The sequence below is a fragment of the Lactiplantibacillus plantarum genome, assembly GCF_014131735.1.
GTDB lineage: Bacteria > Bacillota > Bacilli > Lactobacillales > Lactobacillaceae > Lactiplantibacillus > Lactiplantibacillus plantarum.
The window spans coordinates 2,870,155-2,884,705 of sequence record NZ_CP039121.1 but is presented as its reverse complement, the minus strand read 5'-3'; the positions used below and the strand labels follow the sequence as shown (position 1 = coordinate 2,884,705).

Below are 14,551 nucleotides of genomic sequence, written 5' to 3'. Positions count from 1 at the left end.
ACGGTGTTGTATCATGATTAAATTTAAAGAACGGGGAAATGTTTCATTTAGCAATTTCAGGCTGAAGGAGCATCAGTGTGATTATGAACCGATTATTGGATTAATAATGGTTAAAAATCAAGAAAGGCGGATACTGCAAACGCTAGAATCAATTGTGAACATCTGTGATCAAATAATAATGGTTGATACAGGCTCTAGCGATAACACTGTTGCAATTGTAGAAAGTAATTATAACAGTGTGTTAATAAAGCATGTAGACTGGAAAGAAGATTATGCAGCCATGAGAAATAAATGTCTAACCTTTGTTCCAAATGATACTTGGGTTTTGTTTGTAGATTCTGATGAAATATTTTCTAAAGAATATAATTCAGAAGAAATAAAATCCTTTTTATATGAAGTTGATAAAAGATTCCCAAATCAAGACAAAATTTGCACAGTAAAGCAGATGCAACCGGATCGCCCAACATATGTTCGTCCGGAACGTTTTGTAAAGAAAACGGAGACCCTTTATTATTTTGGATATGTGCATGAAGAACCTAGAACTAAAAGAACAGAAAAATTAGTGAAAATTGACACTGATTTAGAACTCATGAACAATGGATTAACAAAGGGAGAATATGCAAAGTTTAATAAGCAACAACGATATGCGATGCTCTTGAAAAAAAACATTGCTTTAGAACCTGATAATCCACGTTGGACAAGCTTAATTTCACCAATTGATATTCAATTAGGGCTGTTTGAACATGACAAGTATGTAGAGAAGCTGAAAAAAGAGATTCTTAAAGATATTCATGGTGATATCACTGAAAATAATGTGAAACAAGGTGAGTATCTTAATTACTTGTTGGAACGATACTGCATTGAGCTAGTGCATTCAGAAAACATGGAACTAGCCAGTAAGTACATTAAGTTTAGTAAAAAGAAATTTCCCTATGACGTAACTTTTATAGTTTTAGAAATGACTATTTTCTTTACGAGTTTAGAACAAGCAAGTTTGAGAGAGCTTAAAAAGATTATCGATTTTACTAACAATACGGATTTTAATATTATTGACAGTGAATCAGAGGGGTCCGAAGATGCACTTAGCGCTGTTGTAATCAAACTTTTACTGTTAGTCGAAAAGTTTGATCAGGCAAAAGCAGTTTATAAAACTATCAGCGATCCAATTGCCAAGGAATTATTGAATGATGAAAAGAAAATTTTAGAATCCTAAGTAGGATGTTCTTAAAGTGGGGATTTTGTATTGAAAAATAACGATATAATAACTAAAATTGCGATTTGTTTTGTTCTTGTACCTATCGTGTTGATAGTTTTACCATATCTAATTAGTCCGATAATTTCCGAAAAGTATGGACAAATGACAGTGGATTTAATTATTTTTTTGGTTGCAATAGTTTTGAGTCAAAATATCTGGCATATAAAGATAAGCTTTTTAAGCTTAAAGAAGCCTTTGAGTCAATTATGCCAGTTAATACCGAGCATTTTATTTTTGTTATTTACTCGATTTAGCACACTTAGCTCAATGTCTTTTCGCTTGATAGATGCACGAATCATACTGACGGTACTATTTATTGCATTGGCAGAAGAAAGTGTGTACAGAGGCCTATTAATTCCGTTAAGCTTAGTTTTCACAAAAAACAAGCAATATACGGCCATTGTTATTAGCGGTGTAGGTTTTGCGTTGGCACACTTGGTCAATATCGTAAATAGTCCCTGGTCGATAGTTATGCTTCAAATGCTGATTGTTTTTGCAAGTGGTCTGCTTTGGGGAACTTTATATTTAAAAACTAACAATTTGTCGCTAACAATTATGTTACATTTCTTAGATGACTTACCGTTGTTCTTAATGAAAGAAACCTCTGAGCTTGTTACACCTACCCGCCCTCAATTAATTTCTGCAATAATGGCGTATCTAATAGTTGTGGGAATAATTGGAATAATAACATTTTTACAAGTTGAGGGATTACATTTATGGAAATTGAAAAAGTGATTTATGAAAGACTATAAATAGTATACAATTTTATTATTACTTAATTATGTGACGTGGTTATTTTTAATGATTTATAAATCTACTAGGGGGATGTGATTGAAAAATTGCATTTCCCTAATTTGATTTTTTAATGTGTTTTGTTAATTGATGCTTTGAAAATCAAAATTGTGCTAACCCTGTTCCTAGAGATAATAAATTTTTTCTGTCGGAATTTAATGTTTATTATAGGCACTCATAAATATAAATTGTTAAATTGGTTGTATTTTGATTTACAATCTCTAATCATTTTTCGTCTAAAACTAAGTTAATGATGAAATTGAGAATTTGTGCTGTTAAGAATGGAGTGAACTAAAATGAAATCCTACAATATGAAATTGAACCGCGATTTTTATAAAGCATATTCTTTTTGGCTAGGGGTGTTAGCTGTGATTGGTCTTGTAGGAGATGTTTTATTAAAGTACAATACCGCGGTTAGCCCGTGGATAATGATATTAATTGCAATCTATTTATTTTTGAGAGCCTTTACAAGTAAGAGAAAATAAATATTATTAACGGTATTTTTGGCATTATTTAAATTTACTTAGAGGAAATGATTTGAACTTGTTCACGAAAAATATATTAATCTAAGTACAGTACTAATGGGAGTTTATCTTGAATTCTTTAGCGCTACACTTAAGTTAATGTTATTTTATCCTCTAAGTATGTTCAAAGTAATCAAGATCTATTCAAAATAGTGACTTTGACATTCATCAAATATTGATTGATAGCATAGTTGGAATTTCATGGTGATTCACGTTTAAATTTAAAAAATGTACGTTAATAGAAATAATTCCTCCGTACTTCAAAAACACATTATCCTAAAAGCGAGGTGATTATTATGAAAATTCAAATTAAAGGTATGAAGCAACTTAGTAATAAGGAAATGCAAAAAATAGTAGGTGGAAAGAGTAGTGCGTATTCTTTGCAGATGGGGGCAACTGCAATTAAACAGGTAAAGAAACTGTTTAAAAAATGGGGATGGTAATTGATTTATTGAATAACTGTTTTTCAAGTTATATTTCGTATAGATGGCGTAAGGTGGGGCATTTTTAAAGAGTCACAACACTTGAAAAGAAGACTATAAAATGATAATTTTGCTGATAAAGTAAACTAATAATCATTATTTTAGAATAGTTAGATAATGATCGAATAAAAAATACTTTAGAGGTAGTAGCTTGGTTGAAATCAGTATCTTCGATAGCGTTATTCAATCGTTTTTCATTTATCTTGGCATTATCTTGGTATATAACTTCATCTTCAGTAATACGAACATTAAAAGAATCATTTATTCGTTGATTTTATTACTAGTGCTGTCCTTAGTAGGAGCTATCTTGGATGACACTACATCGCTAATTTTGGTTTTGGGGGCAATTATTAAGGAAAAGTGCCAACCAAAAATAAATTATTATCATCTAAATGTATTCTTAATGTTGATTTCTAGTCAGATAGTAATTTTAGCTTTGGCTTCTTATTTAAGTAGAGGATTTCTGTATATCTACTTAGATGCCGATAAAATTTCTGGCTTGTCGGAGTATGGTGATTTATTCATTGGTATTGAAATTATTGTGATGTATATTATCGGATTTTTGGTGTTCAATCTTGTGTACAAAATGGTGAGACGATACACAGGCTCGTTTGATATAAGTGATGACGAAAGAATAAATAGGCATCTATTCATTATATTGTTAGCTTTCTTTGGATCAATAGAAATGTTGTTATTTATTAGCAACTTTCAAGGTGTAACAGCTACAATTCAACTAACTTTACTGTTGACATTTGTTTTGATGCTTGGGCTTATTAGTTGGCAAACATTAGAAACGATTAGAGTATATGCTTGGCAAAAAAAGATAGCAGCTGAAAAATTGCAGAATAAGCAATTAAATGATTATCTTAAGAGTGTTGAGCATCAATATCTAGAATTAAGAAAATTTAAACATGATTATAAGAACCTAATTGCTAGTTTAAATACTCAAGATAATATAAGTGAAATTAAGGATTATTTGACCGACTATACCCAGAGCGGAGAATTCAGAGCAAGCCTAAATGACGGTAGCATTGCAAGTGTTCAGCATCTGAAGAATGAGATATTGCGCGGGTTAGTTGTACAGAAGTTTTTTTATGCGAAACAGTGCGGGGTTAAGTTGACGATTGAAATAGCTAACACTGACTTTATTCTCAGTCATGGTGTTACAGTGGCTGTACGTATTATTGGTAATTTATTGGATAATGCCATTGAGCAAGCCCAAAAAATGACTGATAAAATAGTGACAGTAGCTTTTAATGAAATTGATAACACCGCTGAAATTGCCATTAGTAATCCTATCGATTCAGATTTTAATCAGCATCAGATTTTTGAAACTGGTTATTCAACTAAGGGTAGTAATCGTGGCTTAGGTCTGACTAATGTGCGGGATCTTGTTGAACAGCAGAAGGGTTTCTATATGGATATTGAAACCAAGAAAAATTATGTCACAATGATGTTAATTGTTACGGAGGATAAATAAGTGTTTCCAATTTATTTATTAGAAGATAACGAGGCCCAAAGAGTAGAGTATATAAGTATTATAAAGAATATAATCATGATTAAAGAATATGATATGCAGTTGGTGGTGGCGACAGGAGATTTACAAGAGTTAATGAATAATGTTATGAATTCTAAAGAAGGGCTGTTTTTCTTGGATATGGAAATTGGGGAACAAACTCAGGCCGGGTTGAATTTAGCAGATGAAATTCGGCAGCAGTTACCTTGTGCACAAATTGTATTTATTACAACTCATGAAGAGTTATCTTTTTTGACACTGGAGCGGCGGATTGCACCGTTGGATTATATTTTGAAAGAACAAGGCCTTGATGATATTAAGCAAAAAATAGTTAAGGATATTGATGCAACTCAAACTATTCTCAAGACAGAAACTGTGCAGCATAAGGATATTTTAGGTTATAAAATCGGAACGCGTTTCTTTTCAGTTCCTATTAATGATGTTATTATGCTGAGCACTAATAAAGAACGACCGGGTAGTATTAGGCTGACTGCCAAAAATAAAGTGGCAGATTTTCCAGGTGATTTAAATAGTTTTGAAAATAAATACTCACAATTTTTTAGGTGTGATAAAAGTTCATTGGTAAATATAGATTATGTTGATAGTTATGATTATCAAAAAAAAGAGCTTACCATGATAGATAACATTAAGTGCAGTGTTTCGTATAGAAAGTCTCGGGAGCTTAACAAAATATTGAAAAAGAAATAGGAAACTTATCTTTTATAGCCAGGGCAATGAATCGTAGTATCTTGTTTTGAGATAGACTGCTTTTCATGGTAAGAGCAAGCAAACAATTATATTTTTGACAATTTTGGAGGAAGAATGATTGTTTCCAATTTATTTATACGAGGATAATGCTGAGCAAAGAGATAATTATTGTAAGACCGTCAATAATACAATTATGATTAATGAGTTTGCAATGGAGCTTAGGGTTGCAACGGATGATCAAAAAATAATTCTAGCAGATTTGAATCAACAACAAGATGGCCTTTTCTTTTTGGATATGGAAATTGGTGAGGACAAACAGACTGGACTTGAATTAGCCAGTCGAATTCGGGCAACGATACCATTGGCTAAAATAGTTTTCATTACAACACACGATGAGCTATCGTTTGTAACTCTGGAACGGCGGATTGCACCGTTGGATTATATTTTGAAAGACCAGTCTGCTGACCTAATTACGCAAAGGATTATTAAGGACATCAATGTAGTACAGAACGAATTAAAAAAGACTAATAGTCAGCGCAAAGATGTTTTTAACTATAAGTTAGGAACGCGATACTTTTCACTCGCATTAGATGATGTGATTTTGTTGAGTACATCTAAACTGCGTCCGGGCAGCGTACAACTCCATGCTATTAATAAGGTTGCTGAGTTCCCAGGAAATTTAAATGCGCTCGAAGAAAAGTATCCGCAATTTTTCCGATGCGATAAGAGCTCGCTGGTAAATTTAAATCATTTGCGAAGTTTTGACTATAAAGAAAAAGAGTTGTTGCTCGACGGTGAAATTAGGTGTAAGGCTTCGTTTAGAAAGTCGCGGGAATTGAATAAGTTGTTGAGAGACAACTAGTTTTTTAATATTATTTAGAGCTTCTGTCAGTGTTATTTGACAGGGCTCTTTTGTTATGAATATGAAATCTGATTATATAATATAGGCGCTGAAGATAGTTGGAGTAGGGCTCTAATTGTGATCTTATGAGTATTAAAATGACTAAAAAGTAAGCACAGTACTCGATCGTAAAGTATATTAGCATAGCGTTAAGACGTGAAATTTAGTTAGCGATATGACTAGCTCTTAGCGTAACCCAAAACTTCAGAGATAATTGAAATTGTAGTGCTGCAAACAATAATTTATAGGAATTCAGAATGGATGATTACTCGTCTATTTTATCTTCAATATTTAGGATACTCAATAACTTCCAATGCTTAGAGGATAGGATAAACGTAGCAATGCCAATGAATAAAATATTTAGAAAGAGCCCCTTTAGAAGAGCTTCCATTGGCCCGTTAATGGGTGATTGAGTTGGGTCAATACCTTGAGAATAGAAACTAGAAAAATCTATCAACCAATGGACACTAATGGCAGCCAGTAAGCTTCCGGTTTTTAAATAGATTGCTGCAAGTAAAATACCTAACCCAATAACATAGAGAACCTGACACAATACTGACCATACGGGCTGTGATAAAAGGTTGACCAAATGCATAGCCGCAAAAATAAGCGAAGCAGTCATCATCGAAGCGATGGTGGCCTGCAATGTGGCAAATTTTTTAAGGTTTAGTGCTAAAAGCGTTCTGAATATCATGCCACGAAAAGCGTATTCTTCAGTTATCGCTACAATCAACGAAAGTAATAATGAGATTAAAAATTGATACATGTGGTTTCGAAAGAAAATAAGTAGAAATATTATTGCTAGGCTCAAAGGCAGACTATTCTTCTTTAATATTGACATGATATTAACGGGTAGCCAGTGGATAGGTTGCTTAACATATCGCCTATTCAGAATGATTATCGCGATTAATATAATAGATTCAGTTAATATGAATTGAAAGGGTCCGTCTTTTATTCCCATAATATCAGTCAAAGGATTCATTAAAAAGAGCACTATTAGGTAGTAAATAGCTGTGATTATTACTTTTATTAATGGCATAGTTAAAATTCCCCCCATATAAACTAAAAAGGCTGAGCACTGCAGGCCCAGTCATAAATCGAGTGCTTTCTTATAGTGCTTAAACTTGATGGCTTGAACTATCCGTGGATGAATCCTCGGACAGCGCTAATGACCCAATCGGCAGGCCCAACAGCACTTTTATAATTATTCCGAACGCCACGCGCGCTATAGGCATGGAAAACGCCACCTGAAATAGCATTTAATTCACGGTCACGCAAAACTAGAAATTTTTTCATAATTGTTGATCTCCCCCAAGAAAATTAACGAATACTTTTCAAAATACCACGAATGCCTGCAACTGAACCAATTGCATCAACAACATGTCGAACACTTTTACCAAAGTTATAACCGCCCCGATTAAAACCACCAGATATTTTGGCAAGCTTTTTTTGCGGCAACCTGGAATATTGTAACTTCTCAAACTGTAGCATAAATAATCCCCCTTGTATGATGTTATTTGGAACAAATTTAGTTTAATTTATTTTTTTACCAGATTGTTGAAAAAATTATAAAAGTAAAAAAACGTTCTCTTAACGTCAAATACCAATGTTAGCTAGTTGATGTTTAACCGTTAAGCCTGATGAGGACATTTATCATAAAATTATGTACGTTAATAGATAGTTGGCATACGATAACATTTGTTAGCCCATAATTAAATAGATACCGATACTTAATAATTGGTGAGGGGAGTACAAGTATGCATTGGAGAAACTATGTTGCGCAAGTTGACGAGATGGACTGTGGGGTCGCAGCTTTAGCAATGATTTTGAAAAATTATGGTTCGACAACATCATTGGCCTATCTAAGAAATATTGCTAAAACGAGTTTAGAAGGGACTACGGCATTAGGATTAGTAAAAACGGCCGAAAAGTTAGGTTTTGAAACCAAAGCAATTCAAGCAGATATGAGTCTTTTCGAGGTACAAGATTTACCATTGCCATTCATTGTGCATGTTACCAAAAATGGGGATCTACAGCATTTTTATGTCGTTGTAAAAACCTCGAAAACGCATGTCGTGATTGCTGATCCGGACCCAACAGTTGCGGTTATCAGTATGTCAAAGGAACGGTTTGAAAGCGAATGGTCCGGAGTTGCCCTTTTCTTTGCACCGAAGTCGGAATATAAGCCAGTTAAGCAAGATAAGGGCTCACTATGGGGATTTATTCCAAGCTTATTAAAGCAGCGCCGACTGGTTATTAATATTGTGCTTGCTGCAGTTTTAATCACGATTATTAGTATCTGTGGGTCTTATTTCTTACAAGCGGTGATTGATACTTATATTCCCAATAATATGCACAGTACATTGGCAGTGGTGGCCATTGGTCTAATCGTTTTTTATACCTTTCAGGCTATCTTTACTTATGCCCAGAATTTTTTATTGGCGGTTTTAGGTCAACGACTTTCGATTGAAATTATTTTAGGCTATATTCGGCACGTCTTTGAATTGCCAATGAGTTTTTTTGCCACTCGGCGGACGGGGGAAATTGTTTCGAGGTTTACGGATGCCAGTAAGATTATTGATGCGTTAGCTAGCACAATTGTTTCGCTGTTTTTAGATGTCAGCATCGTTATTATTATGGGGGCAATCTTGGTAATCCAGAATATGACACTTTTTTGGATTACGTTACTCTCGTTGCCAATCTACGCGGTTGTCATCTTAGCCTTTAATAAATCCTTTGAACGATTGAATCAAAAGGAAATGGAGAGCAATGCTATTTTGAGTTCAGCCATTATTGAGGATCTTCATGGGATTGAAACTGTTAAGGCGCTGAATGGTGAGACGGAACGTTATCAGAAAATTGATTCAGAATTTGTTGATTATCTACGTAAGAGTTTAGCCTATCTTAAAGCGGATACTTTGCAACAGGCATTAAAACTGTTTATACAGTTAGTCTTAGAAGTTGTTGTTCTATGGGTGGGCGCCAATCTCGTCATTCATAATCAGTTATCAGTTGGGGAGCTCATGACATATAATGCTTTATTAGCCTATTTTGTTAATCCACTACAGAATATTATTAATTTGCAGACTAAGCTTCAAAGCGCTAAGGTCGCTAACAACCGGTTAAATGAAGTGTATTTGGTCGCTAGTGAATTTGAGGCGTCACGGCCAATTCATAATGAAAGTCAATTAAATGGTGATATTAAGTTACAAGGGGTCAGCTATCGTTATGGTTACGGTGAAAATGTCTTAGATGATGTTAATTTGACGATTCGACAACATGATAAGGTTGCAATTGTGGGGATGAGTGGCTCTGGCAAGTCCACGTTAGTTAAATTGCTTATTGATTTTTATCAACCAAATAGTGGTGATGTCATATTGAATGGCTTCAACGTTAAGAACATCGATAAGCATACATTGCGGACCCATATTAACTACATCCCGCAGGAACCATACATCTTTTCAGCGACCATTGAAGAAAATTTAAGATTAGGTAATCGCAGCGGTATTACTGAGAAAGATATTGCGAAGGCTTGCCAATTGGCGTTAATTGATACGGATATTAATAAAATGGCCATGCAATACCAAACTAAGCTAGATGAGAATGGTAATACACTATCAGGTGGTCAGCGACAACGATTAACGATTGCGAGAGCGTTATTATCACCCGCTCAAGTCTTGATATTTGATGAGTCGACGAGTGGACTGGATGCAATTACTGAAAAACAATTAATTGATAATTTAGTGGCAATGACTGACAAGACGATTATTTTTATTGCCCACCGGTTGTCGATTGCAAAGCGGACGAATCATATCATCGTTCTGCATGATGGTCGGGTCGCTGAAGAGGGGACCCATGCGGCATTGTTGAATGAACATGGTTACTATTACGACTTGATCAATAGCTGAGGGGGGAACTGAATAATGAGAAAAGACCTGCTCGAAAGTGGCGAGTTTTACGGGATTCGGTTTCAAAATTTTTCAACATTACTAATTATTCCAGTGACGCTATTGTTAATTGGTACGATTCTGTTTTCACTCGTAGCGAAGCGCGAGATTGTTATTAATGGTACCGGAACTGTTCAACCGACCGGAACGGTTCCGGTGATTCAAGCGACTGTCAATAGTGCCATCAAAAAGAATTATTTAGTTGAAGGTGCGCGAGTGAAGAAGGGTCAAAAGCTATTAGTTTATACTAACGTTTTTAATCGCAATAAATTACGCGAAGATAATGTCAGCAAACGGCAATTGCAACGCCAAGTAACAGCCTTGGATCATTTTAAAGATGGCATCAATACTGACAGTGATGTTTTTCCAACGACCGATGAATTTGGGTACCGAGAACTATTGCAAAGTTATTTAAAACAGCGTCAAATCTATTTAACAGAGAATCAAATGTTGGCAGCGAAATCGAGCGCTGCTAGTACTAAGAAAGCCACGCTAACGAAGACCGCGCAACAAGTGGTATCAAATACTAAGACCAATCTGGATGCTTATCAAGCCTTATACAATGCGGTGGCTAATGGTAGCAAGTATGCCAATAGTGCCAAGTATGGGTCTGTTTTTAATGAGTATGTCGCTAAGTCAAAGGAGGCCAACAACGCAAACGATAAAAAAGAAGTTAAATCTGCAACGTTAGCAGACATTCAACAGCAGATAGATACGCTTCAGGATTCGTTGTCCTCAGCTAAAGTGCAGTTAGAAGAATTACAAGACTTTGATGATACGAAGTACAGTGTTGAGACTAACAATACCAAATTAGCCATGTTAAAGAACGATCAGTTAAGCGAAGTCGCTGAGAAACGAATGAAAGCCGAGCAAGATTTACGGACCGTGAAAGCAGATATTGATAGCTTAACGACACAATCAAAATCTTACACGATCAAGGCAACCAAAGCCGGCGTCCTACACGTTGCAGACAATTACCGTGGTGCAAAGTACGTTAGTTCAGGAGCTGAAATCGCTAAAATTTTACCGATAATCAAGCAACAACGGCGAGTGAACGTTAAGCTATATATTTCGACGGCAGATATTTCTTCCGTTAAAGTCAAACAAGCCATTAGATTCAAAGTCACGCGGAACGTACCGAAGCCAATTATTTTGGACGGTGTGGTCACAAAGATTGGGGTCTCACCAGTCGAGGAGAGTAAAGCGACTTTTTATGAAGTGACAGCGGCCGTTCCGATTACAGCCGATCAGGCACAGTTACTACGCTACGGGATGATTGGGCAAACGGCGATTATTACGGGCAAGGTGACTTGGTTTGATTATTATAAAGATAAGGTGCTGGATAATAATTGATGATTGACCATCAGTACTAACTGACTAAATATCACTGTGGTAAAGTAAAGTTATCTAGAAGCACATATATCATACGAAAGAGGTAAGTAATGGCACACTCAAATAAACAATTCATCATTAACCTAGTCATTGCCAGTCTAATCAGCTTAGCATTGGTGAGTTTTAGTATGGCACCGGCGTATCTTTTCCTAATTAAGAATAATTGGCTCATGATCACGATTGGTTTTGTAATCTATGCCTTGGAAGCTTGGGGGCTATATTGGCTTTATCGGCATACAGCACGAGTTAGGCAATTACCAAGTCGCGACGTTGAAGTCCCGGGTGAACATTGCACAATTAGGGACTGTGATTATTGCGATGCTGACAATGGTCGTGCTCATTATTGTTGATCTTAAATTGGGCGCGATGCTAAATATTCCCGAGACCAGCAATTCCAGGTCGTTGGCATGGATGCTCGGTGAAGCACCGCTTCCCATGATTGTTTCGGTCGTGATATTTTCCCCCATCTGTGAGGAATTGATTTTTCGCGGTATCTTTTTCAGCTACGCGTTAACGAATCAGTATAATCACCGTAATTATCAGATGATTGCGGTTGTTATTAATAGCTTAATATTTGCAAGTGTCCATGTTGATGCAAATTGGGAGCCGTGGATTTATTATACGTTAATGGGGAGCATCTTGGGGACAACTTATTTGTTGGCTAAGCGCGATATTAGAATGAATATTCTGGTGCACATGGGGACTAATTTGGCAGTTTTCGCGTTGGCGGCTATGAGTTAACGTTGTGGATAAAAATTAAAACATAAGAATTAGTTTATCCACAGGGGATAACTTGGGAGGCTTGGTATGGTTGCTCGATTGATCAGGGTATTTGGTTATGTGTTAGCGGGTTTAGGGCTATTTATATTCATTCAATTACCGGTGTTAGCGGATGGCTATTGGAATTGGTGGGGTGAACGCCCGCAACAAATCAACATCGGTTATCATTGGGTAGCATTAGTCGTTTTAACCGTTGGTGTTGCGGTCGTACTAGTACGTTGCTATCACCATTATTTTGAGATGCCAGTCCTGTTAGGGCCTTTTTCTTGGTCAATGATGGGGCTGACTGCTTTAGTGGCAGTGGTGGTCGTGGTGATTCAAATGGGGATAAGTGGTCTGCTAGTCAGTCCAACTGAAACACAAAATGATGAAATCATGGCACTGATCCACAGTCCATTGGGGTTATTAACATTAGTGTGCACAAACATCGTTAGCCCCGTACTCGAAGAATTACTTTTCCGTGGAATTGTTCAAAATACGCTGCGACGATACTTGCCAGTATTGGGCGCGATTATACTGACAAACGCAGTATTCGCACTCGGCCATGGTTATCAGTTAGCCAGTACGGTGGGCATCTTCATTACAGGGTGCGGTTTTTCATGGTTAGTACTCAAAACAAAACAACTGAGTACCGCAATGGGATGTCATATACTGGTGAACTGGCTGGTCACACTTATTAACATGATGTGGGGATAAGTTTCAGTTAGTGATATCCGGTCAAACCGCAAGTTGTGGATTAGGTACCATTGGGGATAATTATCAAGAAATGAATGTGAAGGAGCATGGTACATCAAAACGTCAAATTTATTAGTAGATTACTACTTGCCAGTTTATTGGCAGCAATCGTGATGGGTCTTAGTACGGCGCCCATCGATATTTTAACACTCAAGTATAACTGGATAACGGTGGCGATCTTCTTGGTCGTCTACCTGTTTGCAATTTATTTATTCTATCGAATTTATCTGGAATCAGTTACTAATAATCATTTTAAGATTACGAAAATAGCTGCTAAGCCGAGCGCGCGTCAATTAGTGATTACGGTACTGGCAATGGTGGTCATGCTGATTTTGGCAGCGGTGCAAGTTAAATTTGTTAGTGATGCTGTCTATTCAATCGCGGAGAATGTTGCTGACTTGCAAGCATTGTCTCAGCGCTCACCGATATTGATGGCGTTGGCCCTGGGTGTTTTTGCACCGATTTGTGAGGAATTAATTATTCGCGGCAATTTCTTCAGTTATGCGCTGGCGGAACGTTTTGATCAGCCACGATACCAACTAGTTACCGTTATTGTTAACGGCGTGTTGTTTGGTCTACTGCGTGGCGGTTTTAGTTGGGTGCAGTTGTCATACTATACGGTTATGGGTCTCGTACTCGCGGCAACCTACATATTATCTGGCCGGGATATTCGAGTCAACAGTGTCGTGCACGTCACAGCTAATCTGGGCCTCATGCTAATGGCATGAGGCCAGATGGACTTGGCAAGTAACTTGAGTGGGTTGATTTAAAAGCCCGTTAGTGAACATTCTAGTTACGATTGTTTGGATGGAGTGGATGAAATGTTACAGAAGAATTTACGGTTTATTGGTAATTTACTAATTGTGAGTGTGTTGAGTGTCATTATTGTCAATATCAGTTCCTTACCCGTGTATATTTACTTGATTACGGCCAATTGGTTTACACTGTTAGTTAGCTTCAGTTTATATGCCGTGATTATCGTTTTCTTGTACAACATCTATAAGACGACCGCGGAATTGCGGCAATTTGATTTTCGACCGTGGCGAACGCGGCTAAATAAACGGGCCTTGCTACTCATGGTGATCGGCGCAGTCATTATCGTGGCGCTTGCTTTTGGCTATGCTAAGCTGACGGCGGTATGGCACATCACTGAATCGGGTAATGAACGTGCATTAGATTTACTGTTGCGGAAAAATCCGGTAGCGATGACACTCGATGCCGTCATTTTTGGACCAATCGCTGAGGAGCTGAGTTTCAGGGGCTTTTTCTTTAGTTACGTCTTGTCAGACCAATATCTTGACCGGGAGTACCAAGCGGCTACCATTGTTATCAATGGGCTTCTTTTCGGTTATCTGCATAGCGGAAATAGCTTGGTGCCATTAGCATATTACACGCTATTCGGCATGGTGCTGGGGACCATCTACCTATTATCTAAGCATGATATTCGTGTGAATAGCGTGACACATATGTTAGCAAATCTGGGGATACTCTGGTTGGTTCCTAGCTAAAATAGTTACTT

The 14,551-nt window shown here is 36.8% G+C and carries 15 protein-coding genes; 12 read left to right on the top strand and 3 right to left on the bottom strand.

Annotated elements, in window-relative coordinates:
• Window positions 1-13: 13 nt before the first annotated feature.
• From E5260_RS13590 to E5260_RS13565, 6 genes are all read left to right on the top strand, one after another.
• Window positions 14-1,213, top strand: coding sequence for a glycosyltransferase family 2 protein (locus tag E5260_RS13590; RefSeq protein ID WP_003641976.1), 1,200 nt, complete (start codon window positions 14-16; stop codon window positions 1,211-1,213).
• Window positions 1,214-1,243: 30 nt separating this feature from the next.
• Entirely contained in the window at window positions 1,244-1,990 is a 747-nt protein-coding gene (locus tag E5260_RS13585; protein WP_003641977.1) for a CPBP family intramembrane glutamic endopeptidase, read from the top strand.
• 877 nt (window positions 1,991-2,867) lie between these two features.
• Window positions 2,868-3,014 carry a bacteriocin gene (locus E5260_RS13580; RefSeq protein WP_003641979.1) on the top strand — a complete coding sequence of 49 codons (147 nt, stop codon included), beginning with the start codon at window positions 2,868-2,870 and terminating at the stop codon, window positions 3,012-3,014.
• A gap of 346 nt (window positions 3,015-3,360) precedes the next feature.
• Window positions 3,361-4,533, top strand: a complete 1,173-nt coding sequence (locus E5260_RS13575; protein ID WP_225867873.1) for a sensor histidine kinase — start codon at window positions 3,361-3,363, stop codon at window positions 4,531-4,533.
• Complete coding sequence (locus E5260_RS13570) at window positions 4,534-5,277, top strand: LytTR family transcriptional regulator DNA-binding domain-containing protein (RefSeq protein WP_003641981.1); 744 nt, start codon at window positions 4,534-4,536, stop codon at window positions 5,275-5,277.
• A 118-nt stretch (window positions 5,278-5,395) separates the two neighbouring features.
• A complete protein-coding gene (locus E5260_RS13565) occupies window positions 5,396-6,139 on the top strand; it encodes a response regulator transcription factor (RefSeq protein ID WP_003641982.1) in 744 nt (247 codons plus the stop codon).
• A 304-nt stretch (window positions 6,140-6,443) separates the two neighbouring features.
• Here E5260_RS13565 and E5260_RS15555 read toward each other — a convergent pair whose 3' ends face one another.
• The 3 genes from E5260_RS15555 to plnE all read right to left on the bottom strand — a co-directional run bounded on the left by E5260_RS15555 (window position 6,444) and on the right by plnE (window position 7,669).
• On the bottom strand, window positions 6,444-6,944 hold the full coding sequence (locus E5260_RS15555) for a CPBP family intramembrane glutamic endopeptidase (protein WP_225351141.1): 501 nt from the start codon (window positions 6,942-6,944) through the stop codon (window positions 6,444-6,446).
• A gap of 371 nt (window positions 6,945-7,315) precedes the next feature.
• A complete protein-coding gene (gene plnF, locus E5260_RS13555; RefSeq protein ID WP_003643811.1) occupies window positions 7,316-7,474 on the bottom strand; it encodes a two-peptide bacteriocin plantaricin EF subunit PlnF in 159 nt (52 codons plus the stop codon).
• Window positions 7,475-7,498: 24 nt separating this feature from the next.
• Window positions 7,499-7,669 carry a two-peptide bacteriocin plantaricin EF subunit PlnE gene (plnE, locus tag E5260_RS13550; RefSeq protein WP_003641985.1) on the bottom strand — a complete coding sequence of 57 codons (171 nt, stop codon included), beginning with the start codon at window positions 7,667-7,669 and terminating at the stop codon, window positions 7,499-7,501.
• Between the two features lie 266 nt (window positions 7,670-7,935).
• Here plnE and E5260_RS13545 point away from each other — a divergent pair, with 266 nt between their 5' ends.
• From E5260_RS13545 to E5260_RS13520, 6 genes are all read left to right on the top strand, one after another.
• Entirely contained in the window at window positions 7,936-10,086 is a 2,151-nt protein-coding gene (locus E5260_RS13545) for a peptide cleavage/export ABC transporter (RefSeq protein WP_003641986.1), read from the top strand.
• A gap of 15 nt (window positions 10,087-10,101) precedes the next feature.
• Window positions 10,102-11,478 carry an HlyD family secretion protein gene (locus E5260_RS13540; RefSeq protein WP_003641987.1) on the top strand — a complete coding sequence of 459 codons (1,377 nt, stop codon included), beginning with the start codon at window positions 10,102-10,104 and terminating at the stop codon, window positions 11,476-11,478.
• Window positions 11,479-11,712: 234 nt separating this feature from the next.
• Window positions 11,713-12,258, top strand: a complete 546-nt coding sequence (locus E5260_RS13535; RefSeq protein WP_003641989.1) for a CPBP family intramembrane glutamic endopeptidase — start codon at window positions 11,713-11,715, stop codon at window positions 12,256-12,258.
• 66 nt (window positions 12,259-12,324) lie between these two features.
• Window positions 12,325-12,993 carry a CPBP family intramembrane glutamic endopeptidase gene (locus tag E5260_RS13530; protein WP_003641990.1) on the top strand — a complete coding sequence of 223 codons (669 nt, stop codon included), beginning with the start codon at window positions 12,325-12,327 and terminating at the stop codon, window positions 12,991-12,993.
• Between the two features lie 86 nt (window positions 12,994-13,079).
• Window positions 13,080-13,760, top strand: a complete 681-nt coding sequence (locus tag E5260_RS13525; protein WP_003641991.1) for a CPBP family intramembrane glutamic endopeptidase — start codon at window positions 13,080-13,082, stop codon at window positions 13,758-13,760.
• 93 nt (window positions 13,761-13,853) lie between these two features.
• Window positions 13,854-14,540 carry a CPBP family intramembrane glutamic endopeptidase gene (locus tag E5260_RS13520; protein ID WP_003641992.1) on the top strand — a complete coding sequence of 229 codons (687 nt, stop codon included), beginning with the start codon at window positions 13,854-13,856 and terminating at the stop codon, window positions 14,538-14,540.
• Window positions 14,541-14,551: the final 11 nt, after the last annotated feature.

Bases quoted from the DNA above. Each gene is read 5' to 3' on its own strand.
- E5260_RS13590 (WP_003641976.1), top strand. From the start codon at position 14: ATGATTAAATTTAAAGAACGGGGAAATGTTTCATTTAGCAATTTCAGG.
- E5260_RS13580 (WP_003641979.1), top strand. From the start codon at position 2,868: ATGAAAATTCAAATTAAAGGTATGAAGCAACTTAGTAATAAGGAAATG.
- E5260_RS15555 (WP_225351141.1), bottom strand. From the start codon at position 6,944: ATGTATCAATTTTTAATCTCATTATTACTTTCGTTGATTGTAGCGATA.
- plnF (WP_003643811.1), bottom strand. From the start codon at position 7,474: ATGAAAAAATTTCTAGTTTTGCGTGACCGTGAATTAAATGCTATTTCA.
- plnE (WP_003641985.1), bottom strand. From the start codon at position 7,669: ATGCTACAGTTTGAGAAGTTACAATATTCCAGGTTGCCGCAAAAAAAG.
- E5260_RS13545 (WP_003641986.1), top strand. From the start codon at position 7,936: ATGCATTGGAGAAACTATGTTGCGCAAGTTGACGAGATGGACTGTGGG.
- E5260_RS13540 (WP_003641987.1), top strand. From the start codon at position 10,102: ATGAGAAAAGACCTGCTCGAAAGTGGCGAGTTTTACGGGATTCGGTTT.
- E5260_RS13535 (WP_003641989.1), top strand. From the start codon at position 11,713: ATGCCTTGGAAGCTTGGGGGCTATATTGGCTTTATCGGCATACAGCAC.
- E5260_RS13530 (WP_003641990.1), top strand. From the start codon at position 12,325: ATGGTTGCTCGATTGATCAGGGTATTTGGTTATGTGTTAGCGGGTTTA.
- E5260_RS13525 (WP_003641991.1), top strand. From the start codon at position 13,080: ATGGTACATCAAAACGTCAAATTTATTAGTAGATTACTACTTGCCAGT.
- E5260_RS13520 (WP_003641992.1), top strand. From the start codon at position 13,854: ATGTTACAGAAGAATTTACGGTTTATTGGTAATTTACTAATTGTGAGT.